This window comes from Microbacterium sp. AC215, assembly GCF_979258645.1.
Genome location: NZ_OZ409869.1, coordinates 1,433,938 through 1,458,371, shown reverse-complemented (window position 1 = coordinate 1,458,371; position 24,434 = coordinate 1,433,938). Strand labels below are relative to the sequence as shown.

General features: G+C 67.7%; 22 protein-coding genes. 19 read left to right on the top strand and 3 right to left on the bottom strand.

Annotation, left to right across the window (positions count from 1 at the left end):
• Positions 1-59 precede the first annotated feature (59 nt).
• Positions 60-1,562, top strand: a complete 1,503-nt coding sequence (guaB, locus tag ACZZZF_RS07235; protein ID WP_053098958.1) for an IMP dehydrogenase — start codon at positions 60-62, stop codon at positions 1,560-1,562.
• Positions 1,563-1,623: 61 nt separating this feature from the next.
• On the opposite strand, the gene ACZZZF_RS07230 is transcribed toward guaB, so the two are convergent.
• On the bottom strand, positions 1,624-2,037 hold the full coding sequence (locus tag ACZZZF_RS07230; RefSeq protein WP_463497755.1) for a hypothetical protein: 414 nt from the start codon (positions 2,035-2,037) through the stop codon (positions 1,624-1,626).
• A gap of 217 nt (positions 2,038-2,254) precedes the next feature.
• Between ACZZZF_RS07230 and ACZZZF_RS07225 the strand changes: the two genes are divergently transcribed.
• The 8 genes from ACZZZF_RS07225 (at position 2,255) to ACZZZF_RS07190 (ending at position 10,503) form a co-directional block, all read left to right on the top strand.
• Complete coding sequence (locus ACZZZF_RS07225) at positions 2,255-3,298, top strand: response regulator (protein WP_053098960.1); 1,044 nt, start codon at positions 2,255-2,257, stop codon at positions 3,296-3,298.
• Entirely contained in the window at positions 3,298-4,287 is a 990-nt protein-coding gene (locus ACZZZF_RS07220; RefSeq protein WP_230101012.1) for an ATP-grasp domain-containing protein, read from the top strand. Before ACZZZF_RS07225 ends, ACZZZF_RS07220 begins: the two co-directional genes overlap by 1 nt.
• Complete coding sequence (locus ACZZZF_RS07215; RefSeq protein ID WP_072590852.1) at positions 4,284-4,997, top strand: PHP domain-containing protein; 714 nt, start codon at positions 4,284-4,286, stop codon at positions 4,995-4,997. The genes ACZZZF_RS07220 and ACZZZF_RS07215 overlap by 4 nt, the downstream gene beginning before the upstream one ends.
• The gene (locus tag ACZZZF_RS07210) at positions 4,997-6,484 is read left to right on the top strand and encodes a glycosyltransferase family 2 protein (protein WP_400340435.1); all 1,488 of its coding nucleotides are present in this window, start codon (positions 4,997-4,999) and stop codon (positions 6,482-6,484) included. The genes ACZZZF_RS07215 and ACZZZF_RS07210 overlap by 1 nt, the downstream gene beginning before the upstream one ends.
• Complete coding sequence (locus ACZZZF_RS07205) at positions 6,481-6,624, top strand: hypothetical protein (RefSeq protein ID WP_171821987.1); 144 nt, start codon at positions 6,481-6,483, stop codon at positions 6,622-6,624. Before ACZZZF_RS07210 ends, ACZZZF_RS07205 begins: the two co-directional genes overlap by 4 nt.
• Positions 6,621-6,968, top strand: coding sequence for a response regulator transcription factor (locus ACZZZF_RS07200; RefSeq protein WP_053098963.1), 348 nt, complete (start codon positions 6,621-6,623; stop codon positions 6,966-6,968). The genes ACZZZF_RS07205 and ACZZZF_RS07200 overlap by 4 nt, the downstream gene beginning before the upstream one ends.
• On the top strand, positions 6,965-8,749 hold the full coding sequence (locus tag ACZZZF_RS07195; protein ID WP_056277283.1) for a sensor histidine kinase: 1,785 nt from the start codon (positions 6,965-6,967) through the stop codon (positions 8,747-8,749). The genes ACZZZF_RS07200 and ACZZZF_RS07195 overlap by 4 nt, the downstream gene beginning before the upstream one ends.
• 65 nt (positions 8,750-8,814) lie before the next feature.
• Positions 8,815-10,503: an ABC-F family ATP-binding cassette domain-containing protein gene (locus ACZZZF_RS07190; protein ID WP_463497753.1), complete on the top strand. Its 1,689-nt coding sequence runs from the start codon at positions 8,815-8,817 to the stop codon at positions 10,501-10,503.
• 2 nt (positions 10,504-10,505) lie between these two features.
• On the opposite strand, the gene ACZZZF_RS07185 is transcribed toward ACZZZF_RS07190, so the two are convergent.
• On the bottom strand, positions 10,506-11,585 hold the full coding sequence (locus ACZZZF_RS07185) for an FAD-dependent oxidoreductase (protein ID WP_463497750.1): 1,080 nt from the start codon (positions 11,583-11,585) through the stop codon (positions 10,506-10,508).
• Positions 11,586-11,661: 76 nt separating this feature from the next.
• Between ACZZZF_RS07185 and ACZZZF_RS07180 the strand changes: the two genes are divergently transcribed.
• The 6 genes from ACZZZF_RS07180 to ACZZZF_RS07155 all read left to right on the top strand — a co-directional run bounded on the left by ACZZZF_RS07180 (position 11,662) and on the right by ACZZZF_RS07155 (position 19,289).
• A complete protein-coding gene (locus ACZZZF_RS07180) occupies positions 11,662-12,777 on the top strand; it encodes a GuaB3 family IMP dehydrogenase-related protein (protein ID WP_053098967.1) in 1,116 nt (371 codons plus the stop codon).
• Between the two features lie 57 nt (positions 12,778-12,834).
• Positions 12,835-13,593 carry an SURF1 family protein gene (locus ACZZZF_RS07175; protein WP_082298004.1) on the top strand — a complete coding sequence of 253 codons (759 nt, stop codon included), beginning with the start codon at positions 12,835-12,837 and terminating at the stop codon, positions 13,591-13,593.
• A 245-nt stretch (positions 13,594-13,838) separates the two neighbouring features.
• The gene (locus ACZZZF_RS07170; RefSeq protein WP_463497747.1) at positions 13,839-18,467 is read left to right on the top strand and encodes an ExeM/NucH family extracellular endonuclease; all 4,629 of its coding nucleotides are present in this window, start codon (positions 13,839-13,841) and stop codon (positions 18,465-18,467) included.
• A 128-nt stretch (positions 18,468-18,595) separates the two neighbouring features.
• Positions 18,596-18,805: a WXG100 family type VII secretion target gene (locus tag ACZZZF_RS07165; protein ID WP_400340444.1), complete on the top strand. Its 210-nt coding sequence runs from the start codon at positions 18,596-18,598 to the stop codon at positions 18,803-18,805.
• A complete protein-coding gene (locus ACZZZF_RS07160; RefSeq protein ID WP_162253849.1) occupies positions 18,802-18,942 on the top strand; it encodes a hypothetical protein in 141 nt (46 codons plus the stop codon). The genes ACZZZF_RS07165 and ACZZZF_RS07160 overlap by 4 nt, the downstream gene beginning before the upstream one ends.
• Positions 18,939-19,289 carry a hypothetical protein gene (locus ACZZZF_RS07155; protein WP_463497744.1) on the top strand — a complete coding sequence of 117 codons (351 nt, stop codon included), beginning with the start codon at positions 18,939-18,941 and terminating at the stop codon, positions 19,287-19,289. The genes ACZZZF_RS07160 and ACZZZF_RS07155 overlap by 4 nt, the downstream gene beginning before the upstream one ends.
• A 9-nt stretch (positions 19,290-19,298) precedes the next feature.
• Here the strand turns inward: ACZZZF_RS07155 and ACZZZF_RS07150 are convergent, their stop codons facing one another.
• Positions 19,299-20,105 (bottom strand): DeoR/GlpR family DNA-binding transcription regulator, encoded by an 807-nt coding sequence (locus tag ACZZZF_RS07150; protein WP_053098975.1) that lies wholly within the window; start codon positions 20,103-20,105, stop codon positions 19,299-19,301.
• Between the two features lie 249 nt (positions 20,106-20,354).
• On the opposite strand from ACZZZF_RS07150, the gene ACZZZF_RS07145 reads away from it, so the two are divergent.
• The 4 genes from ACZZZF_RS07145 to ACZZZF_RS07130 all read left to right on the top strand — a co-directional run bounded on the left by ACZZZF_RS07145 (position 20,355) and on the right by ACZZZF_RS07130 (position 24,415).
• Positions 20,355-21,650 (top strand): ABC transporter substrate-binding protein, encoded by a 1,296-nt coding sequence (locus tag ACZZZF_RS07145; protein WP_056277298.1) that lies wholly within the window; start codon positions 20,355-20,357, stop codon positions 21,648-21,650.
• Between the two features lie 83 nt (positions 21,651-21,733).
• Positions 21,734-22,657 carry a carbohydrate ABC transporter permease gene (locus tag ACZZZF_RS07140; RefSeq protein WP_053098977.1) on the top strand — a complete coding sequence of 308 codons (924 nt, stop codon included), beginning with the start codon at positions 21,734-21,736 and terminating at the stop codon, positions 22,655-22,657.
• A 2-nt stretch (positions 22,658-22,659) separates the two neighbouring features.
• Positions 22,660-23,505, top strand: a complete 846-nt coding sequence (locus tag ACZZZF_RS07135; RefSeq protein WP_053098978.1) for a carbohydrate ABC transporter permease — start codon at positions 22,660-22,662, stop codon at positions 23,503-23,505.
• Between the two features lie 46 nt (positions 23,506-23,551).
• On the top strand, positions 23,552-24,415 hold the full coding sequence (locus ACZZZF_RS07130; RefSeq protein WP_053098979.1) for a ketose-bisphosphate aldolase: 864 nt from the start codon (positions 23,552-23,554) through the stop codon (positions 24,413-24,415).
• Positions 24,416-24,434 lie beyond the last annotated feature (19 nt).

Sequence of the window (24,434 nt, the reverse complement as noted above, 5' to 3'; positions counted from 1 at the left end):
GCTCCGCACTTAGAATTGGTACACCCTCGCCCCAGATCGCGCCCGCAGGAGGACTATCCATGGACCAGCACGACCCCTTCGGCTTCGTCGGACTCACGTACGACGATGTGCTGCTCCTTCCCGGGCACACCGACGTCATCCCCAGCGAGGCAGACACCTCGTCGCGGATCACTCGCCGTATCTCGGTCGCGACTCCGCTGCTCTCCAGCGCCATGGACACTGTCACCGAATCCCGCATGGCCATCGCGATGGCGCGAGAGGGCGGCATCGGCATCCTGCACCGCAACCTCTCCATCGCCGATCAGGCGGCCCACGTCGACCGCGTCAAGCGCAGCGAGTCGGGCATGATCACCGACCCGATCACGACGTCGCCCGACGCGACTGTCGAAGAGGTCGACGCGCTCTGCGCCAAGTACCGCATCTCCGGTCTGCCGGTCGTCGACCCCGACGGCCGCCTCGTCGGCATCATCACCAACCGCGACATGCGCTTCGTCTCGGGCTTCGAGCGTCAGACCACCTTCGTGAAGGACGTCATGACGTCGGAGGGTCTCGTCACCGCACCGGTGGGCGTCGCCGCCGGCGAGGTCATCGCCCTGTTCGCGCATCACCGTGTCGAGAAGCTGCCGCTCATCGATGAGGACGGCAAGCTGGCCGGTCTCATCACCATCAAGGACTTCGACAAGAGCGAGAAGTACCCCCTCGCCACGAAGGACGACCAGGGTCGTCTGCGCGTCGGCGCGGCCATCGGCTTCTTCGGCGATGCCTGGGAGCGCGCAGAGGCGCTGCGTGACGCCGGAGTCGACGTCCTCGTCGTCGACACGGCCAACGGCCAGTCACAGGGCGTGATCGACCTCGTCACGCGGCTCAAGGCGGACGAGAGCTTCGCGCACATCGACGTCATCGGCGGCAACGTCGCCACCCGCGAGGGCGCTCAGGCGCTCATCGACGCAGGTGTCGACGCGGTCAAGGTGGGCGTGGGGCCAGGCTCCATCTGCACGACGCGCGTCGTCGCCGGCGTCGGCGTTCCCCAGGTCACGGCCGTCTACGAGGCGTCGCTCGCCGCACGTCCGGCCGGCGTCCCTGTGATCGCCGACGGTGGTCTGCAGTACTCCGGCGACATCGCCAAGGCGCTCGTCGCGGGTGCTGACGCCGTGATGCTCGGCTCGCTGCTCGCCGGCACCGACGAGTCGCCGGGCGAGATCGTCTTCCAGTCGGGCAAGCAGTTCAAGCAGTACCGCGGCATGGGCTCCCTCGGGGCCATGCAGACCCGCGGCAAGCAGACCTCGTACTCGAAGGACCGCTACTTCCAGGCCGACGTGCCCAGCGACGACAAGCTGATCCCCGAGGGCATCGAGGGCCAGGTGCCGTACCGCGGCCCCGTGTCGGCCGTCGCGTATCAGCTGGTCGGCGGACTGCGGCAGTCGATGTTCTACGTCGGAGCCCGCACCATCGAAGAGCTCAAGCAGCGCGGCAAGTTCGTGCGCATCACCGCGGCGGGTCTCAAGGAGTCGCACCCGCACGACGTGCAGATCGTGGTCGAGGCGCCGAACTACAAGCGCTGAGACGAATCGAGAAGGGGCCGGATGCGATCGCATCCGGCCCCTTTCTCGTTCGGCTGCGAACTCAGCTGCAGGTGTAGGTGACTCCGCCGACCTGCCACACGCCCGGACCGAGGTCGGCGCACATCGCGAACAGGTTCGCGAAGACGCTCACGAGCACGATGATGCCGATGATCCAGATGACGGTGATGACGGCGCCGACCGCGATTCCCGCGATGGCGAGGCCGCGCGGTGCCCCGGCCTTGCCGAGCCTGACGGCGGCGACGATGCTCAGGATCAGTCCGAGCGGAGCGATGACGAAGGCCAGGACGAGTCCCGCGACCGCCAGCCCCTGCCCGGCGGGGGAGGTGTACGGCGTGGGCTGTCCCGGGCCGGCCATCGGGTAGGCGGCAGGATCCACGGCGGCATCCGCCGGTCGCGCTCCGTCCCACGCGGGAGGGCTGTACTGCCGGTCTTCGGGCCGCGTCGAGTCGGTCATGGTCGCTCCGTTTCGAGAGGGGCGGCCGTCCGCAGACCGCTTTCATCCTCGAGAGTACTGAGGGAGCAGCCGTGGCCGCCATCGGGGCGGTCTGTTGATATGCCAGTATTTAGAGACACCCGCTCGACTTCCCCTCGAGCTCCCGGCGCGAAGGGCGCAGGGAGTGCTACGCCGGCCGCTGACCGGCAGGGGGACTTCCCCACTGAGAGCTGCAGATATGCCCCAGGATGCTCCCCGCGTCCTCGTCGTCGACGACGACCCAGACGTCGCCCTGCTCGTCAAGACCGTGCTCGAGAGGCGGGCCGGCTGCGAGGTCGTGGTCGCTCACGATGGCGAGTCCGCCGTCGCGCGGCTCGAGACCTTCACGCCGGACGTGGTCGTCACGGACATCGAGATGCCCGGACTCGACGGGCTGGAGCTGCTCGCGCAGCTGCGTCGGAACGACCCGCTCCTGCCGGTGGTCGTCATGACCGCGCACGTCTCGGTCGAGTACGCCGTCTCGGCTCTGCGCGCGCAGGCCGACGAGTTCCTCACCAAGCCGCTCGACAACGTGAAGCTCGTCGAGGCGGTCACCCGGCTCGTGACGGAGGGCCGCACGCGCCGCGAGGCCAACCGCACCAAAGAGGTGGTGCTCGCCATCGGCGCGCACCCCGACGATGTCGAGATCGGCGTCGGAGGACTCCTCGCCGCGCACTCCCAGGCGGGCGACTCGATCACGATCCTCACCCTCTCGCGCGGTGCGCGCGGGGGAGACGCTGACAGCAGGCAGCACGAATCGCTCGCCTCGGCGGAGATGCTCGGTGCGCGACTGTTCGTCAAAGACCTCATCGACACCGAGATCTCCGGCGGCGGAGCCACGGTCCGGTTGATCGAGGAGGTCGTGCAGGAGGTCCAGCCGACGATCGTCTACACGCACTCGTCGAACGATCGGCACCAGGATCACCGAGCGGTGAGCGAGGCGACGATCGCCGCGACCCGGCGGGTCGGAACGGTCGCCTGCTACCAGAGCCCCTCGGCGACGATCGACTTCCGCCCGACGCGTTTCGTCCGCATCGACCAGTACATCGGTCAGAAGCTGCGGCTGCTCGAATGCTTCGGCTCGCAGACGGCGACCCGGGACTACCTCGAACCCGAGTTCGTGACGGCCACCGCTCGCTACTGGTCGCGCTTCGGCGGAGGATCGGCGGTCGAGCCGCTCGAGGTCGTCCGTGAGACCGCCGAGTTCATCGGCGCCCACGAACTCACACGACGGGAGAGCTGATGAGCGCGCGCGTACTGGTGACGGGCGCCGGTGGCCCGGCGGGCGTCGCCGTCATCCGCTCGCTGCTTCGTCGTGAAGACCTCGAGGTCTTCGCCGCGGACATGGACGGCTGGGCGAGCGGCATCTACCTCGTGCCGCCGACGCACCGCCGTCTCGTGCCGCCGGGGCGCGATGTCGACTTCGTCTCGGCGATAGCCCGCATGGTCGAGGATGACCGGCTCGATCTCGTGATCTCCACCGTCGATGTCGAGCTGATCGCGCTCGCCGGCAGGCGCGAGGAGCTGGCTCCGGCTGTGCTCGCCGCGCCCTCGCAGGACACGCTCGCCGTCGCCCTCGACAAGCTGCTGCTCGCCGAGCGGTGCGAGTCGACCGGTCTCACGCCGCGTACTGTCCTCGCAGGCCCCGATGCGCTGGCGGTCGATTGGGAGTTCCCCGTCTTCGCCAAGCCTCGTCAGGGAGCCGGCAGCCGCGGCGTACGGCTCGTCCCCGACCGGGCGGCGCTCGAAGCGCTGCCGCAGGACGAAGGACTCATCGTGCAGGACTTCCTCCCGGGCGAGGAGTACTCGGTCGATGTGATCGCAGATGCCTCCGGCTCGGTCGTCGCGGCGGTGCCGCGGACCCGAGCCAGGGTCGACTCCGGTGTGGCCATCGCGGGGCGCACGGTGCACGACGACGAACTCGAGAACGCGGCGGCATCCATCGCCCGGGCGATCGGACTCGTCGGCGTCGCCAACGTCCAGCTCCGGCGCGACCGCGACGGCCGAGCGGTGCTCCTCGAGGTGAATCCCCGGTTCCCTGGCGCGCTGCCGCTCACGATCGCCGCGGGAGTCGACATCCCCTCGCTCGTCGCCGACCTGTTCCTGGGCCGCGGGATCCCGTCGACGGTCGCCTTCCGCGAGATCGCGTCGGTGCGCTTCCTCGAGGACGTGATCGTCGAGGTCGACGAGATCCTCGTCTCCGCGCACGCGGGACATCAGGAGGAACTGTGAGTCACGCGCTGCTGCGAGGCGACCACCACGTGCATTCGACGTTCTCGGATGACGCGGTCTCCACTCTCGCCGAGAACGTCGCCGCGGCATCCGCTGCCGGTCTCACGACCGTGCGCCTGGTCGACCACGTGCGGCAGTCGACGCCCTGGGTGCCCGAGTACCTCGCGGCGGTGAGGGCGCTGCGCGTGCCCGAGGATCTGACGGTACTGACGGGAGTCGAGGCGAAGATCCTCGATGCCTCGGGAGAACTGGACATCCCCGAGCTGCCGAGCGGGATCGATCGCATCCTGATCGCCGACCACCAGTTCCCCGGAATCGACGGACCCCTCGGTCCGAGCGCCGTCCGCGAACGGCTCGACGCCGGCTGGGCCGCCGAGGACGCGCTCGATCAGCTCGTGTCGGCACTGATCGCGGCGATGCGACGTCACCCCGGCAATCAGCTCGCCCACTGCTTCTCGATCCTGCCCAAGATCGGTCTCTCCGAAGCGGAACTCGGTGCCGATCGCATCACCGCGTGGGCGACGACGGCGGCCGAGACCGACACGCAGGTCGAGGTGAACGAGAAGTGGGGCTGCCCCGGCATCCCCCTGCTCGACGCGCTGCGCAGCGCCGGCGCCGAGATCGTCGCGTCCACGGACAGCCACATCGCGTCCGACGTCGGACGCTACGCGCGCGTGACAGAGATCCTCGACCGATGGAGGGCGAGCTGATGGCCGAACTGAACTGGGTCGAGACCGTCGTCGTCGTCATCCTCCTGCTCTGCGTGCTGGTCGGCACCCTGCCGGTGATCAACACCGGGCTGCAGTTCCTCGCCCTGCCCGTGCACGCGTTCCGCAACCACTACGGCAAGGCGGCACCGCACCATCCCCGCGTCGCGGTGCTGATCCCGGCGTGGAACGAGGGCCTCGTGCTCGGCCAGGCGATCGAACGCCTGATGCAGCTCGAGTACCCGGCCGACCGCCTGCGCATCTTCGTCATCGACGATGCATCGACCGATGACACCCCCGAGGTGGTCGCCGCGAAGGCGGCGGCATTCCCCGGACGGGTCGTGCATCTGCGTCGGGACAAGGGCGGCGAGGGCAAGGCGCACACGCTCAACCACGGACTCGACATCGTGCTCGCGGACGAGTGGACCGAAGCGGTGCTGATCATGGACGCCGATGTGATCTTCGCGCGGGATTCGCTGCGCAAGATGAGCCGGCATCTCGCCGATGAGAAGGTCGGCGCCGTCACCGCGTATATCGCCGAGGGCAGTCGCGACCGCAACTACCTCACCCGGTTCATCGCGATCGAGTACGTCATCGGGCAGCTCTCGGCCCGGCGGACGCAGAACGTCGGGGGAGCGATCGCGTGCCTCGCCGGAGGTGCGCAGCTGCATTCACGCGCGAATCTCGAGGCGATCGGCGGCCGGATCCCGACGGGAACGCTCGCCGAGGACACCATGACGACCTTCGAAGGGCAGCTGGCCGGGCGCAGGATGGTGTTCGAGCCGCACGCGGTCGTTTTGGCCGAAGAGCCGCGCACCATCGACAGTCTGTGGAAGCAGCGCCTCCGGTGGGCCCGCGGCAATGTGCAGCTGACGTCGATCTACCGGCATCTGTGGTTCCGCCCGAGCCGAGTGCACAACCTCGGCAGCTTCGCCTTCGGGCTCGCGTGGTTCACCATCCTGCTGCTGCCGGCCTTCATGATCCTCGCAGCCACCGCGCTGCTCGTGCTGCTGGTCCTGCACAGCGACATCGCCGAGTTCGTGTTCCGATTCATGTGGATCGCCGCCGCGTGCATCTATCTGTTCTCGATGCTCTACGCCGTGCAGCTCGATGGGCGGATCGGCCGACAGTCGTGGCGTGAGGCGCTGATGTTCCCCGGGCTCGGCGCCCTCATCCTGATGGCGATCGCCCTGTTCCCCTGGCTGTTCGAATCGGGCCTGAACGACCTCGGGCTCGCGCTCACCGACGAGACGCGGTTGATGTGGGCTGTCGTCTTCTACCTCTGGGGACCGATCTCGATGCTCGGGATCTGGCTCGCCCGTGTCGTCGAGCCCCTGCCGGTAGGACGGTTCTTCGCCGGGCTGCTGCTCTACGTCTGCGGGTACGGCTCGCTGCTCTGCGCCATCACGGTGGACTCCTATATCAAAGAGTGGCGCCACGCCGACGCCGCATGGATCAAGACCGAGAAGATCGGACGGGTCGACTCATGACCGAAGCACCTTCGAGAAGCGCCGAGGAGGAGGAGATCGCCGCGGACGCCCGTCGGGAGAAGCTCCTGATCCCGCAGGCCCTCCTCGCCCTGGGCATCGTCGTCGTCATCGTGATCGTGCGAGAGCTGTTCCTGCGATGACCGCGCGGCCGCTGGCCCTCGTGGTCGAGGACAGCGCAGACCAGACGGCGCTCCTGAAGCGCTATCTCGACCGCGAGGGCTTCGACGTGTTCGCCGCGGTGGACGCCGAATCGGCGATCGCCGCATTCTCGACGATCTCACCGGTCGTCGCCGTGCTCGACCTGCTGCTGCCCGGCATCAGCGGCTCGGAGCTGGCGAGACTCATCAAGACCCGCTTCCCGGAGTGCTTCCTGATCGTGAGTTCCGTGCTCGACGTCGCCGACTACCCCGACGCCGACGCGGCACTGCCCAAGCCGATCATCGGGGCCGAACTGCGGGCACTCCTCAGAGAAGTGGCACGATGACTCCGACCAGCACCGTCCAGCAGACGATGGAGCGCAGCTGGCGCCGGTACTTCGACAATCCGACGCCGCTGATGAAGCAGGGTCCCACGGCGATCGCCGTTGCGGTCGCCTCCGTCCTCATGTTCACGATCCCCGGCATCCCGGTGACCGACACCGGCGTCGCGATCTTCGGCCTCGCCACCATCGCGGTGGTGACGGCACTCGCGGCGGTGCTCTCGGTGCGCGGGGTGTACGACGGCTGGGTCGTGATGCTCATTCCGATGATCGACATCCTCGGATTGGGGGCGATCAGGGCGGGTACCGGCGGGCCGGCATCCCTCTTCTCCTCATTCGTGCTCCTCCCGGTCATCTGGATCGCCGCAGCCCCCGGTCGCCGCCAGGTCGTGATCGTCGGTGTGTTCTCATCGATCGCGCTGCTCATGCCGAACATCATCGATCCGCCGGAAGACCCCGTGGCCTGGCTTCGCGGTGTCATCGGCCCGCTGGTGTTCGCCACCGTCGGTGCGATCGTGAACGAGCTCTCCCGACTGCAGAGACTGCGCACGGCCCAGGCCGAGGCGCATGTCGTCGAGCGCACGGCCGCTCTCGCCGCGAACGAGGCGATGCTCGAGCAGCTGAAGTCGAGCGAGCAGCAGTACCGCGCGCTCTCCGAGTCCTTCACGAGCCTGTGGAACTCCATCACCGGCCAGGCGGTCATCGCCACCGACAACTGCGGGGTGATCACGGCATGGAATCCGGGTGCGGTGCGCCTGCTCGGCATGGCGGTGCCGGACGCGCTCGCCGCCGTTCCGGTCGACCGGTTCTTCCCTTCGCACGCTCTCGCCCCGTTCGCGACCGAGGCCGCCGCCCACGCTGACGACGGGCTGCACCCCGGCCTGCGTGCGCTGTTCGACGATGCCGACGCCGGTCTGCCGGTGGACTCGCACATCGACGTGGCGACCGTCGGCGGATCGACGGTTCCCGCGCGCGTCACCGTCACTCCCTACCAGGACTCCGACGGCTCCCGACACGGTTACCTGCTGGTGATCACCGACGAAACCAGGGCGGTGGAGGTCGCGCGCATGAAGGACGAGTTCGTCGGCATGATCTCGCACGAGCTGCGGACACCGCTCAGCGCCATCATCGGCTTCCTCGACCTGCTGCAGAACGATCCCGCGCAGCCTCTGACGACCGACCAGCAGGAGTTCGTCGACATCATCGAGCGCAACGCCCAGCGCCTGCTCAACCTCGTCGGGGACCTGCTGTTCACCGCCCAGGTGGAATCGGGCCGCTTCCCGCTCGAGCGCCGAGACGCCGACGTCACCGAGCTGGTGCGCAGCGCCGTCGCATCGTCCGGCCCGCATGCGCAGCGCGAGGGCATCGAGATCGTGGCCGAGATCCCGGCGACTCCCGTCGTGCTCTCGGTCGACTCGGGACGTATCGGACAGGCCCTCGACAACCTGCTCTCGAATGCGATCAAGTTCACCGCTGCGGGCGGGCGCGTCACCGCGGGCGTGCGTCTCGTCGACGGAGGCGTCGAGCTCTCCGTCCGCGACACCGGTGTGGGCATCCCCGAAGACGAGCAGGGCATGCTGTTCACCCGGTTCTTCCGCGCGTCGACAGCGACCCGCAACGCCGTGCCCGGCGTCGGTCTCGGCCTCACGATCACCCGGGCGATCGTGCTCGCCCACGGCGGCACGATGGACGTGACGAGCAGAGAGGGCGTCGGCACCGAGTTCCGGATGCTGCTCCCGGCGGCGCCGCGCACCGAGGCGATCCAGGTGGTCGGCCGCACTCGCTGACCGGTCGGCCCGATTGCTGATAGCCTGGTCGGCTCGCCACGCGGGCGGAAGGACGGCCACGCACGGTGGGATACATAGATGTTGCGGGGGTCTCACTGACCCTTCCCGACGGCAGACCGCTGTTGGACGAGACGAGCTTTCGCGTCGGAGCCGGGTCGACGAGCGCCCTCATCGGGCCCAACGGGGCCGGCAAGACGACGCTGCTCCGCATCATCCGAGGCGACCAGCCCGCCGATGACGGCGTCGTGACGATCGACGGCGGCCTCGGCGTGATGGACCAGTTCGTCGGCCACGGCGAGTCCGGTCAGACCGTTCACGAGCTGCTGGTGCGGGTCGCGCCCCATCGCATCCGGCAGGCGGCGCAGGCTCTCGAGGCTGCGGAGGACGCGCTGATCGAGCGCGATGAGCACGACACGCAGATGGCGTATGCGACGGCGATCGCGGAGTACGCGGATGCCGGCGGCTACGAGCACGAGACGGTCTGGGACCAGTGCACGGTCGCCGCGTTGGGAGTGCCCTTCGAGCGTGCCCGCTTCCGCGATCTCACGACGCTGTCGGGTGGCGAGCAGAAGCGACTCGCTCTGGAGGCGCTGCTGCGCGGACCCGACGAGGTGCTGCTGCTCGACGAGCCGGACAACTATCTGGACGTTCCCACCAAGCGCTGGCTCGAGGAGCAGCTCAGGCAGACGCCGAAGACCGTGCTGCTGGTATCGCACGACCGGGAGCTGCTGGCCCGTGCGGTCGATCGGCTGATCACCCTCGAGCCCGGCGGCGCGGGGGCCTCGGCGTGGGTGCACGGCGGCGGATTCGCGACCTACCACCAGGCGCGCAGCGACCGCATGGACAGACTCGACGAGCTGCGCCGCCGGTGGGACGAGCAGCACGAGAAGCTGCGGACCCTCGTCGCGAACCTCAAGGTGAAGGCGTCGGCGAACGACGGATTCGCGTCGCGGTACCAGGCGGCGCAGACGCGACTGCGCAAATTCGAGGAGGCCGGACCGCCGGAGGAGCGACCCCCGGCTCAGGACTTCGACATGAGGCTGCGAGGGTCACGCACGGGCAAGCGCGCGGTGGTCGCACACGGGCTCGAGCTCTCCGGGCTGATGAGGCCGTTCGACGCCGAGGTCTGGTACGGCGATCGGGTCGCCGTGCTCGGGTCGAACGGATCGGGGAAGTCACACTTCCTTCGCCTCCTCGCACGCGGGGGCAGCGATCCGGACCCGACGCTGGGTCACGTGACGTCCACCGGGGAGCAGCTCGCGACGGTCGAGCACCGTGGGCAGGCCGTGCTGGGAGCGCGCGTCGTGCCGGGGCTGTTCGCGCAGACGCATGCGCATCCCGAGTTCGTCGGCAGAACGCTGCTCGAGATCCTCCACAGGGGAGACGAACGACGGGCCGGCATGCCGCGGGATGCCGCGAGCTCGGCGCTCGACCGGTACGGACTCGTGCGGCAGGCGCAGCAGACCTTCGAATCGCTGTCGGGCGGCCAGCAGGCCCGGTTCCAGGTGCTGCTGCTCGAGCTCTCCGGTGCGACGCTGCTGCTGCTCGACGAGCCGACGGACAACCTGGACATCGAGTCGGCCGAGGCGCTCGAAGACGCTCTGCGTCGTTTCGAGGGGACCGTGCTCGCGGTCACGCATGATCGCTGGTTCGCCCGCTCGTTCGACCGGTACCTCGTGTTCGGCTCGGACGGCGAGGTGTACGAAGCCGATGCCCCCGTGTGGGACGAGCGCCGCGTGGTGCGAGCCCGCTGAGTTCAGCGCAGTCGGAACGGCTCCGCCGCGAGAGCGGAGGGATCGAGGGCCAGATCGGCGAGGGTCGCGCCCACGCCAGGGGCGAACTTGAAGCCGTGGCCGGAGAAGCCGGCGCCGACGACGATCCGCCCCGATCGGTCGAGCACGAAGGCGCTGTCATCGGTCGAGGTGTAGGTGCAGCTGATCGGCTCCGCGGATGCCGGGTCGAGGCCCGGCATCCACTCGCCCACATAGTCGGCGAGAGCCTGCGCGTGCGTCACCGCGTGCGGGCGGGCATCCGGGTCGACGACGTCGCCCACGCGATGGAACCCGACCTTGACGCCCTCGCCGGGCGTCGGCATCCCGTAGACCGTCGCCGGGTAGCGGCCGGGATCGACGTAGTGATTGAACGAGGGCCATACCGAGTCGGCGGCGGGGCGGAAGTGCGCGGGGAACTCCTCGGTGACCTCCAGGCGCGGCAGAGGGATGCCGGGAAGCATCCGCTCGGTCCAGGCGCCGGCCGCGACGACGACGACGTCTGCCCGCACGAGGGCGTCAGGCAGCACGATGTCGACGCCCTCGTCGGTCTCGTCGATCCGCGTCACGGGGGTCTCCCAGCGCACCTCGCCTCCCGCGGCGACGATCCGTCGCTCGAACTCGCCCAGCGCGGCGGATGCGCGGGCGACGCCCGCGTCGCGGGAGAAGAGCACATCGTCGCCGAAGCGCATGCCCGACCATCGCGACGATGCCTCGTGCGCCGTCAGCATCTCGGCGTGGATGCCGCGCTCGGTCAGCCGCCGTTCGATCGCGGCGACGTCGACATCTCCGTGGGTGACCAGGCCGTGCAGACGCAGCAGCGGCTCGCCGCCCACCTGCCCGAGGGTGTCCCATCCGGCGCGTGCGCGGACGAGCAGGTCGAGATAGTGCTCCTCGTCGTAGGCGTTGTTGAAGTTGCGCGTGGCGCCGTGCGAGGCGCCCTGGTGGTGGCCACGGGCGAAGCGCTCGAAGACGACGGGCTTCATCCCCCGTCGGGTGAGCTCCCACGCGGTCGCAAGGCCCATCACGCCGCCACCGACGACGGCGACCTCCACCGAATCCGACATATTGCCTCCCGACCTCGCTCTCAGTCTCCCAGCCGTCGGTGTCATCGCGTACGCCCGGTAGTCTGGGGTGGTGACCATGGAGATCGAGCTCGGCCGAGGCAAGCGTGCGCGTCGCGCGTACACGTTCGACGACATCGCGGTGGTGCCCTCGCGGCGCACCCGCAACCCGGAGGACGTGTCGACCGCCTGGACGATCGACGCCTTCGGCTTCGGGATCCCGGTGCTCGGCGCACCGATGGACTCCGTCGTGAGCCCTCAGACGGCGATCATGCTCGGGCAGCTCGGCGGACTCGGCGTCCTCGACCTCGAAGGACTGTGGACCCGTTACGAGAACCCCGAGCCCCTTCTTGCGGAGATCGCATCCCTCGGCGAGGGAGAGGCGACCGCGCGCATGCAGCAGCTCTACTCCGAGCCGATCAAGCCCGCGCTCATCACGCAGCGTCTCGCCGAGATCCGTGAAGCCGGAGTGACCGTCGCCGGATCGCTGACGCCCCAGCGTACGCAGGAGTTCTACGACACGGTCGCCGCCGCAGGGGTCGACCTGTTCGTCATCCGCGGCACCACCGTGTCGGCCGAGCACGTCTCGAGCGTCGACGAGCCACTGAATCTCAAGAAGTTCATCTATGACCTCGACGTGCCCGTCATCGTCGGAGGCGCAGCCACCTACACCGCGGCCCTGCATCTGATGCGCACGGGTGCGGCCGGTGTCCTCGTCGGCTTCGGCGGGGGAGCGGCGTCGACCACGCGCGCGACCCTCGGCATCCATGCTCCGATGGCCACGGCCGTCTCGGACGTGGCCGCGGCCCGCCGTGACTACCTCGACGAGTCCGGCGGACGCTACGTGCACGTCATCGCAGACGGTGGCGTCGGCACGTCCGGTGACATCGTCAAGGCACTCGCGATGGGTGCCGACGCGGTCATGCTCGGCGTCGCCCTCGCACGCGCCACCGATGCACCGGGTCGCGGCTTCCACTGGGGTCCCGAGGCGCATCACCCCAAGCTCCCGCGCGGTCGTCGCGTCGAGGTCGGCGGCATCGGCACGCTCGAGGAGATCCTCTACGGTCCGGCGCCCGTCGTCGACGGCACGGCGAACCTCATCGGGGCGCTGCGCAAGTCGATGGCCACCACCGGATACTCCGACCTCAAGGAATTCCAGCGGGTCGAGGTCGTCCTCGCACCGTACGAGGCCTGAGGCCCGCACCACGCCGTGACTTCTGCTGCTCTGTTCCCCCCGACTCTCCGCGAGGTCATGCTCCGGGGACGCTGGATCGGGATGCTCGTGCTGTGCCTCGTGGTGGCCGGCGTGTTCGCGTGGCTGGGGCAGTGGCAGCTCGAGCGCGCGATCGAGACCGATCCGCCGCCCGCAGGAGCGACCGAGCAGGTGCGACCGCTGACCGATGTGGTCGAGCCGGGTGCGTACCTCCCCGAGCCGCTGGTCGGGCAGAAGGTCGAGACGTCGGGGACCTGGATCCGCGATGACTTCCTCATCGTGTCGAGTCGGTTCAACGACGGCGTCGAGGGCTACTGGGTGACCGGTCAGCTGCGGGTCGCGGAGCGCACGTCGATCGCGGTCGCGATCGGCTGGACCGCCGACCGTGCCGTCGCCGAGGCGGCCGTCGAGAAGCTCGACGAGAGCGCAGAGGACGTATCCCTCGTCGGTCGGGTGATCTCGGACGAGGGGCCATCGGTGCCGCCGAAGGACGATCCCCAGCGCATGGACCGCATGTCGACCGCTGCGCTGCTCAGCCACTGGCACGACGTCGACGAGCTCGACGTGTATCGGCCGTACCTCGCCTCGATCACGGCGACGGCAGGTCTCACGGACATCTCCTCGCCTGCACCCGAGGAGCAGTCGCCGGTGAACTGGCTCAACATCTTCTATGCCGCGGAGTGGGCGATCTTCGCCGGGTTCGCCTTCTACCTCTGGTATCGACTCGCCAAGGACGCCTGGGAGCGTGAGGTCGAGGAGTTCGAGGACGCAGCGACCGCCGCCGGCGACTCCGTCTGATTCCGCCTGACCCGACCCGCATCCGCGCGGCGCATCGCGCGCATGTGAGCGGTTCGCGGTCCGATATTCCACCTTCGTCAGGGTCGGGTCCGGACGTTCGGTGAGGGCTTGGTTACCAATCGGAAAACTCCGTTGAGGTTGTCGGAGGGCCTCCGTATGCTCGCTCACATGTGCGTCGGCTGAGAGCCCGCACCGCCCGGTTTCACGAGAGCCGTCGCCAGAACACACCCGAGGAGACAACACAGATGATGTCCGCTCCCGACGCCGCGAACCATCAGGTTCCCGGGTCAGACCGCAGAAGTCGGGGGCGTCTCGGCGTTCTCGCCGCCACCTGCGTCGCCGCACTGGGCGCCAGCGCCCTGATCGCCGCGCCAGCCTCCGCAGACGTCTCGGGAACGGGGGTGGTGATCAACGAGGCCTACCTCTCCGGGGGCAGTGCCGGGGCGGCGTTCACCAACAAGTTCGTCGAGCTCTACAACCCCACGGCGGCACCCGTCACCCTCGACGGGCTCTCGCTGCAGTATCGATCCGCGACAGGAACGGGCGGTTCGAACGGCGTCGCGCCGCTGACCGGCGTCATCCCCGCCGGCGGCCACTATCTCGTGCAGGCGGGCAGCAACGGAGCCAACGGCGCAGCACTGCCGACGGCCGACGTCGTCAGCACCCTCAACCCGAGCGGAACGAACGGCACTCTCGCGCTGGTCGAGGGCACCGCGGCGGTCACACTGACCCCCGGCTCGGTCACGGGTGTCGACGGCGTCATCGACGTGCTCGGCTACGGCACCTCGAACACATTCGAGACTGCCGCCGCGACTCCTCCCACGGGCAACACCGACGTCAAATCGCTCAACCGCACGGACGGCAAGGACACCGACGACAACAAGGCGGACTTCAGCCTTTCGGCCACCATCACGCCGCAGAATGCGGGCACGGTTCCCGACCCCGATCCTGAGCCTGAGCCCGAGCCGACCGACGTGTCGATCGCCGACGTCCAGGGAACGACCGATGTCTCGCCGCTGAACGGCCAGACGGTCACGGTCGAGGGCATCGTCACCGCCGACTATCGGACCGGCGGCTACAAGGGCATCGTGATCCAGACGGAGGGCTCCGGCGGCGCGGTCGACGCGACCCCCGGCGCATCGGACGGCGTCTTCGTCTTCCTCAACGCGCTCGCTCCCACGCTCGCGATTGGCGATCGCGTCTCGGTCACCGGCTCGGTCAGCGAGTACTTCGGCCAGACGCAGATCAACCCGGCGGCGCTGACCGGCATCTCGGTCCTGCAGGCAGGGGTGGGCGTTCCCGAGGTCACCCCGCTTCCCGACGCTGCCGTCGGCGGCGACCGTGAGCAGTACGAGAACATGTACGTGGCCCCGGCGGGCACCTATCGCCTGGCTTCCAGCCACCAGCTCTTCAACTTCGGAACCCTCTGGCTGAACGCCGGGGCGGATCTCAACGTCAAGAGCACGGAGCTTGTGCGCCCGGGAGCCGAGGCGGCGGCGATCACCGCGGCGAACCGCGCCAACCGGATCCTGCTCGACGACGGGTGGTCGATCCAGGTCTCGAACAGCGGGCACCCCAACGACCAGCCGTACTTCACGAAGGACCTCGTCGTCCGCAACGGCGACACGGTCGACTTCAGCGAGAACGGGTACGTGCTCCAGTACGGCTTCGACGACTGGCGTCTTCAGCCGGTCGTGCCGATCGACAGCACGTCGTCCGCCGACCTGAAGGTCGGCTTCCAGCCCGCGAACCCTCGCACGGACACCGCCCCGACAGTCGGCGGCGACGTGCAGGTGGCGTCGTTCAACGTCTTCAACTACTTCACCACGCTGAAGAGCGAGAACTCGAACGCACGAGGCGCGGCGAATGCTGCCCAGTTCGAGATCCAGAAGTCGAAGATCGTCGCGGCGATCAACGGCCTCGACGCCGAGATCGTGTCGCTGATGGAGATCGAGAACTCGATCAAGCTCGGCGGCTCGCTCGACGAGGCGCTGGCCGATCTGGTCGACGGGCTCAACGACGCACTCGGCAGCGCGGAGTGGGACTACGTCCGCACTCCCGATGAGCTGAACGACTCGGCGACGACCGACTTCATCACGAGCGCGATCATCTACAAGAAGGACGCGGTCGAGACGGTCGGCGACAGCCTGACCGTGACGGACGAGAGCGTCTGGGGCAACGCCCGCGAGCCGATCGCGCAGGCGTTCGACATCGACGGACGCGTCGTCACGGTGGTGGCGAACCACTTCAAGTCGAAGTCGGCACCCGAGGGCGGGGGCGCCGAGCCGGCAGACGGCCAGGGCTTCTTCAACGCCGACCGCGTGAAGCAGGCGAACTCGCTCAAGACCTTCACCACCGAGATCGAGGAGACGACCGGCAGCAGCGACATCCTGCTGATCGGTGACTTCAACGCCTATGCGAAGGAGGACCCGATCGAGGTCTTCACGAGCGAGGGGTGGAGCGACGTCGCACGCGAGAAGGCTCCGGAACAGCACACGTACACGTTCGACGGCGAGCTCGGCTCGCTCGACCACGTGCTCGCGTCGCCGTCGCTCGCCGCATCCATCACGGGCGCGGGTGTGTGGAGCATCAACTCTCCGGAGTGGAGCGACCGCGGCTACGCGTTCGGCGCCACCGAGGCGGGAACACCGTTCCGCTCCAGCGACCACGACCCGATCATCGTCGGCGTCTCCTCCGAGGTCCCGCCGGTGAGCATCGACGTCGTCACCATGAACGACTTCCACGGTCGCATCGAGGCCGACGGCGCTGCCGCAGGCGCGGCGGTCGTCGCCGGAGCCGTGCAGCAGTTCCGTTCCGAGAACCCGAACACGATCTTCGCCGGTGTCGGCGATCTGATCGGCGCATCGACGTTCACCTCCTTCATCAACGATGACAACCCGACGATCGACGCGCTCAACGCCGCCGGCCTCGACGTCAGTGCCGCGGGCAACCACGAGTTCGACCAGGGCTGGGAGGACCTGCGCGACCGCGTGCAGGACCGCGCGGACTGGGAGTACATCTCGTCGAACGTGTTCGTCACCGAGACGGGCGAGCCCGCGCTCGCACCGGCCTGGGTGAAGGAGCTCGACGGCGTGCGCGTCGGCTTCGTCGGCGCCGTCACCGAGGACCTCGACTCGCTCGTGTCGCCTGAGGGCATCGCGGATCTCGAGGTGCGCAGCATCGTCGATTCGGTGAACGCCGTGGCCGACGACCTGCGTGACGGAGACGCGTCCAACGGCGAAGCGGATGTCGTCATCCTTCTCGTTCACGAGGGAGCATCGAGCGTCGAGCTGTCGAGCATCACGCCGGATTCGCCCCTGGGCGAGATCGTCTACGGCGTGGACGATGACGTGAACGCGATCGTCTCGGCACACACGCACCTCGCCTACAACCACGTGATCGACGGGCGTCCGGTCATCTCGGCCGGGCAGTACGGCGAGAACCTCGGACTGATGAACATCCAGGTCGACCCGAAGACGAAGGACCTGATCTCGATCACCAACGAGATCAAGCCCCTCACCTCGGCAGGGAAGGCGCTCTACCCGGCCGTCCCGGAGGTCGCCGACATCGTCGCGAAGGCGAAGGCTGAGGCCGACGTGCTCGGCGCGGTCAAGGTCGGAGACATCACCGCCGACTTCAACCGCGCTCGTCAGACGAACGGCTCGGAGAACCGCGGTGGGGAGTCCACCATCGGCAACTTCGTCGCCGACGTGCAGAAGTGGTCCACCGGTGCGGACATCGCGCTGATGAACCCGGGAGGCATCCGCGCCAACCTGACGTACGCCTCGTCGAACGCCAACGACCCGAACGGCAATGTCACCTACCGCGAGGCGGCCACGGTGCAGCCGTTCGCCAACACGCTGGTGACCCTGTCACTGAGCGGCGTGCAGCTCAAGGGCGTGCTCGAAGAGCAGTGGCAGCCGGCAGGCTCGGCCCGTCCGTTCCTGAAGCTCGGCGTATCGGAGGGTCTCGTCTACACCTACGATCCGGCCGCGGCTCAGGGATCGAGGATCACGTCGATCACGCTCAACGGCACGCCGATCGACCCTGCGGCGAACTACACGGTCGCAGCGAACTCGTTCCTCGCCGGGGGTGGAGACAACTTCTTCACCTTCAAGGAGGGCTCGAGCAAGCGTGACACCGGCAAGATCGACCTGCAGTCGATGGTCGACTGGTTCGATGCGAACAAGACGGCGACCCCCGACCTCGCGCAGCGCGCGGTGGGAGTCTCGGTCAGTGCACCGGATGCCGACGGCTACAGCGCCGGCGACCAGGTGACGGTCGCTCTCTCGTCGCTGGCGTTCAGTGCGGGGGAGCAGGCGCCCGGCGAGGTGACCCTGTCGCTCGGCGGCACCCAGCTCGCTGCGAGCGCCGTCGATCCCACGATCGTCGACACGACCGATGAGGCAGGGCGCGCGTCGCTCGGCTTCACGGTTCCGGCGGGTGTCTTCGGTGAGCAGCTGCTCACCGTCGCCGTCGCCGGTACCGGGACCACCGTGCAGGTGCCGTTCTCGATCGCGGGGGAGGAGCCGGTCGAGTTCGCAGGATCGATCGACCTCGGCTCGTCGAAGGTGGCAGCGGGCAAGAAGCTCACGATCACCGGCGAGGGCTACCAGCCGGGTGAGACGGTGACCGTGCAGCTGCGACCGAAGAAGGGCGGGGCCCTCGACGTCGGCACCGTTCAGGTCACCGCCGACGGCACGTTCTCGACCACCGTCACGGTGCCGAAGAGCACGCAGCCGGGCAAGTACACGGTCGCGGTCGCTCAGGCCGACGGCGATGAGGCGACGGCCACCGTCACCGTCAACCGCGCGGGCGGCATCATCGGCGGCATCATCGACTGGCTGTGGGATCTCATCTCCGGCTGGTTCTGACCTCGATAGGCGGCACGCCCGCCTGACACGCACGAAGGCCGTCGGGAGTGATCCCGGCGGCCTTCGTCGTTCCCGTGGTTCGTCAGGGTGCCGCGTGCAGCGCGGAGGAGGGATGTTATGGTGCTGGCATGGGGGTAGCAGTCGAGGTCGATTTCGACCAGATCCAGACCATGATCGATGTCCTGCTCGGGTCGCTTTCCGATCTGCGGGCCGAGGGTGCCGCTCTCGACAGCGCTTCGCAGGTGGTGCTCGCAGGTTGGGACGGCGAAGCTGCAGACGCCTACGAGAGTCGGCACGACCAGTGGCAAGCGGACCATGCCTACAGTCTCGACGCATGACTCCCTCAGACGACCTGACCGCCCGCATCGACGCTGTCATCGGACGAGGCGACTCGGAGTCTCGCGCATCCGTGCTCTCGGGGGTTCTCTCGTGCACCGCCCTGCCCTCGTGGCCCCAGCCCTCGTTCGCCTCATGAGCGGCGGCAGACCCGTTGCACCGGGCTGGTACGACGTCCATCGACGCACCCAGAGGTGGTGGAACGGTCGCCAATGGACGGAGAACGTCATCCATCACGGGCGACCGATCACGGCCACGGCACTTCGCACAGCGACGACCAGGATGCAGTGGACGTGGGTCGGAGTCGGCGTGGTCGCCTGGGCGGCGTTCCTGGTCTTCGCGTTCGCCTTCGGTCCGAGCGCGGCGTTCGCGCTCGCCCTGCTGCCGGTCGCCGGCACGGCGGCGATCGTCGCCGCCGCGATCACCGGGTCGCGCCTGATCGTGGCTGTTCCCCCCACCCCCGGTGGCCCGGTCGCCTCCCGATGACGAGAGCGGTCAGGCTGAGGGGCTGATGACCTCGACCTCTGCCTGCGCGAGAGCGGCGGCGAACGCCGGCGCCGGAGACGAATCCGTCACCAGGTAGTCGGCTCGGTCGAGCGTGGTGACCTGAGCGAACAGTCGTCGGCCGAACTTCGACGAGTCGGCGAGGATCGCGGTGCGCTCGGCCCGCTGGATCATCTCGGCCATCATGTTCGCGTCCCCCATGTTCGACGTCGAGAACCCGGCCTCGTCGATGGCGCCCACGGCGATCAGTGCCAGATCGCAGCGGATGTCCACTTCCGGGCCGCCCGGGGTCATCATGAACGCGACGGGTCCGGTGGTGGCCTGGGTGATCGCCCGCACGGCCCCGCCGAACACGTAGAGGTCGCGGAAGGCGGAGGGCGAGATCTCCGCGGGGATCCGCAGGTTGTTCGTGGCGATCGTCAGGTCGCGATGGTTGCGAAGCGCCCGAGCGAGAGCCAGCGTCGTCGTTCCGGCGTTGAGCATCACGACCGCTCCGTCGTCGATGAGTCCCGCCGCGAGACGCGCGATCGTCTCCTTCTCCTCCGTCTGCAGCCGGAGACGGACGTCGAGCGCCCGGTCCTTGAGCTGCCCCTCGGCGCTGACCGCTCCGCCGTGGGTGCGGATGACGACGCCCTCTCGGTCGAGCTGATCGAGGTCCCGACGGATCGTGTCGATCGAGACGTGGAAGTGCTCTGCGAGACCTCCGACGGTCACTTCGCCGACCTGTTCGACGTAGGCGGCGAGGTCGGCTTTGCGGCCGGCGGGGAGTCGACGCTTGGGCGACGGAGTTGCTTCCATGCAGACATCTCTAGCACAGGTGCGCAGATAAACCGGCAGACTTCGGCAGAGATCGGCATCCGACGTATCCACGCGACCAACTTGGTTTTCGCCGTGACAATGCGGGTACAGTCGTGAAATCTGTAGTTACAAGTCGAAATAGATGCAGAGAATGCTTGACCATCTCGCAAACTACGGCATAACATTGCTCAAAACCGCATGAACAAGCATTGAAGCGCGAATGCGGCACGATCTCGAAGAGGAGAAGTGATGATCACAGTGGGGCGAGGGCGACGCATTCTGAAGCTCGCCGGCGCAGCGACAGCAGCCGTGACAGTCCTGGCCGTGGCAGGGTGCGCGGCAGGCGACAGCGGAACCGATGGAGGGGATGGCGGAGACGTCACCATCGAGTTCGCCCAGTGGTGGGAGCCCGAGCTCCCCGACGGTGAGTTCCGGGCGCTCATCGACGAATTCGAGGACGCCAACCCGGGCGTCACGGTCAAGCTCGTGAGCGGACCGTACGCATCGACCAAGGAGCAGCTGTTCGCGGGAGCGGCCTCCGGCACCATGCCGGACGTCGTCGGCCTCGACGGCGCGTGGGTCAACGACTTCGCCTCTCAGGGAGTGATCGCAGACCTCACCGCACTCATGGAGGAGTACGACTACGACGACAGCGAGCTGGCGAGCCAGATCCAGGTCGACGACAGCACATACATGATCCCGGTGGTGAACTTCGTCTACCCGATGTTCACCAACGACACGCTGCTGGCAGATGCGGGCGTCACCGCCCCGCCGGCCACGCGCACGGAGTTCGCCGACGCGGCATCGAAGGTCTCGGCGCTCGGCGGCGACGTGTCGGGCTGGGTGCTCCCGCTCTCCCTGGAAGCGCCGAACGGCGTGCAGAACGACGTCATGTCGTGGGTGTGGGCCTCCGGAGGCTCGATGCTCGAAGACGGTCAGCCCGATCTGACGAACGACGATGTGACGTCGGCGGTCGACTTCATCGGCGGCATGTGGGATGACGGCTCGATCGCCTCCGGTTCCTTCACGATGAAGGAGCAGGACAAGGTCGAGGAGTTCACCAACGGTCGTGTCGGCATGATGATCGACTCGCTCGCGCACATCAACCTGATCCGCGAGACGAACCCCGATCTGAAGTTCTCGATCTCGGCGCTGCCGGCCGAGGACGGATACGACGGCGAGCGCGGCATCCCCTACGCATCCTGGGGCATCGGCGTCGCCGAGAACTCGGAGCACAAGGAGGCGGCATTCAAGCTGGTCGAGTTCCTCATGAGCGAGCAGACCAACTCGGAGCTCTCGACGATGGCGAACGCGTTCCCCGGCAACTCGAAGTCGGTCCCCGGGTTCGTCGAGGACGATGAGCTGTTCAAGACGGCGTTCGAGATCTACCAGGCGGGCTACCCGGCGAACGAGTTCACCGGGCTCCCCGTGGCGGAGGAGCTGATGCGTCAGCTCGGCGAGCAGCTGCAGTCGGCCTTCGACGGTCAGCAGTCGATCGACGACGCGCTCAAGAAGGCGCAGGACGCGTGGGTCGCGGAGTTCTGATCTCCCACGACCCGCATTGAACGGGGTGCCGCATCGCTCCCGATGCGATGCGGCACCCGACCAACCAAGGAGCCACGCTTCCCATGAGCCTGAGAACGTCCGACGACACCGAGGTGATCGTCACCGGAGTCGCGCTGTCGCGTCGCCGACGGCAGCTGCGCAAGACGACCGAGTCGTACGCCTTCCTCTCGCCGACCATCATCCTGCTGTTCGTGCTGATGATCGTGCCGATCGTCATGGTGATCGGCTATTCGTTCCAGGACAACGTGATCCTGAACAAGTCGCCCGAGTTCGTCGGCATCGGCAACTACGTCGAGATCCTGTCGGATCCGCGCTTCTGGAAGGCGACGGGCAACACCATCCTCTTCACGGTGACCAGCGTGGTGGCGCACCTGGTGCTCGGTCTCGCCTTCGCGATGATGCTCAACAGCCCGCTGCTCGGTCGGTTCTCACGGTCCTTCTTCCGGGCCCTGTACGTGCTGCCGTGGCTGTTCACGGTCGCCGTGATCGCCGTGCTGTGGCGGATGCTCCTGGCCCCGAACGGTGTGGTGAACTTCCTGCTCAACACCGACATCGAATGGCTCGCATCGCCGCAGCTCGCGCTCGGCACCATCATCTTCATCAACATCTGGGCGGGATACCCCTTCTTCATGGTCAGCCTGCTGGCCGGCCTCCAGGGCATCCCGAATGAGCTGAACGAGGCTGCCACCGTCGATGGCGCGGGTGCCGTGCAGCGCTTCTGGAACGTCACCATCCCGCAGCTGCGTCCCATCATCGTCAGCCTCGTGCTGCTCGACCTGATCTGGACGTCGCAGCAGTTCGCGCTCATCTGGATGACCACGGGTGGCGGACCGATCGACGTGACCGAGGTGCTCAGCACCTTCACCTACAAGCTCGCCTTCGCGAAGTACGACTTCTCGCTCGCGGCGACCTCCGCTGTGCTGGTCCTGCTCATGTCGATGGTGCTCGCCGTCTTCTACGTCCGTCACCAGAAAGCGAGGGACTGACCATGGCTCTCACCGTGCAGAACCAGCGCCGCGTCGCCAAGACCGGGGTCATGATCGGCCTCATCCTCGGAGCGGTGTTCGCCGCAGGGCCCGTGCTGTGGATGCTGTCGAGCTCGTTCAAGTCGAACACGCAGATCTTCGAACTGCCTCCTCGTCTGGTCACCGACACGTTCTCGTTCGACGCCTACATCGCGATCTTCACGAACCCCGAGACGATGCGGTTCTTCTTCAACAGCTACGTCGTCGCGGGCTCCGTCACGATCCTCACCCTCCTGGTCGCGATCCAGGCGGCGTACGCGTTCAGCCGGTTCGACTTCCGGGGCAAGCGCATCCTCAACGTCGTCATCGTCAGCGTGCAGGCCGTACCACCCATCACCCTGCTGATCCCGTACTTCGGTCTGATGGTGGCGCTCGGGCTGTACAACTCGTACCTCGGGCTGATCCTCACCTACATGGTGTTCACGCTGCCCTACGCGATCATCATGATGACCGGCTACTTCAACACCCTCCCCAAGGAGCTCGACGAGGCCGTCCGCGTCGACGGCGCCGGATCCATGACCGCCCTGTGGCGCATCCTCGTGCCGATCTCGATCCCCGGGATCGTGTCCGTCGGCATCTACACGTTCATGATCGCGTGGAACGAGTACCTCTTCGCTCTCACCCTCACCCGCACGATCGACATGCGCACAGTGCCCATCGGCATCCAGCTGCTCATGGGGCAGCACTCGTACGAGTGGAACCAGATCATGGCGATGAGCGTGCTCGGCTCGATCCCGGTCCTCATCCTCTTCCTCATCTTCCAGCGGTACTTCATCAGCGGTCTCACGGCGGGGTCCGTGAAGAGCTGACGTCGTCCCGACGGATCCACGACCACCACGAAACAGGAGAAATCACGTGCTCTACACCGGCAAATCCATCCTCGATGTCGCCAATGCCAACAACTTCGCCATCCCGGCGTTCAACATCAGCGACTGGGCGATGTTCAACGGAATCATGGACATCAGCGAGGAGAAGGCCGCTCCGGTCATCATCGCGATCCACCCCGACGAGGTGTCGCACATCACCACCGACCTCATCCCCGCGATGCACGCCCGCGCCCACCGGTCGAGCGTGCCCGTCGCGATCCACTGGGACCACGGCGGAAGCTACGAGGAGATCATCTCGGCCATCAAGGCCGGCTTCACCTCGGTCATGATCGACGCATCGCTGCTGCCGTTCGACGAGAACGTCGCGCTCACGCGCAAGGTGGTCGACGCGGCGCACGCCGTCGGCATCCAGGTCGAGGGCGAACTCGGCACGATCGGCGCCAACGACAGCTACGGCGAGTCGGGAGCGGCCGAGATCATCTACACGAACCCGGAAGACGCGGTGCGCTTCGTCGAGGAGACAGGCGTCGACAGTCTAGCCATCGCGATCGGCACGTCGCACGGCCTGTACCCGAGCGACAAGAACCCCGAGCTGCGTCACGACCTGCTCGAGCAGATCAAGGCCGCGGTCGGCATCCCGCTCGTGCTGCATGGCGGATCCTCGAACCCGGATGCGGAACTCCGCCGCGCCGTCGAGCTGGGTGTGAACAAGATCAACATCTCGAGCGACATCAAGGTCTCGTACCACAACCGCATGCGCGAGATCCTCGGCACCGATCAGCGTCTGCGCGAGCCGAACGCGATCCAGCCGGCGGCGCTCGAGGCCATGAAAGCCACCGCTGCTGAGAAGATCGAGCTGTTCGGTGCGGACGGCAAGGCGTCGCTGTACTGAACCCCGGATCTCGGAAGGA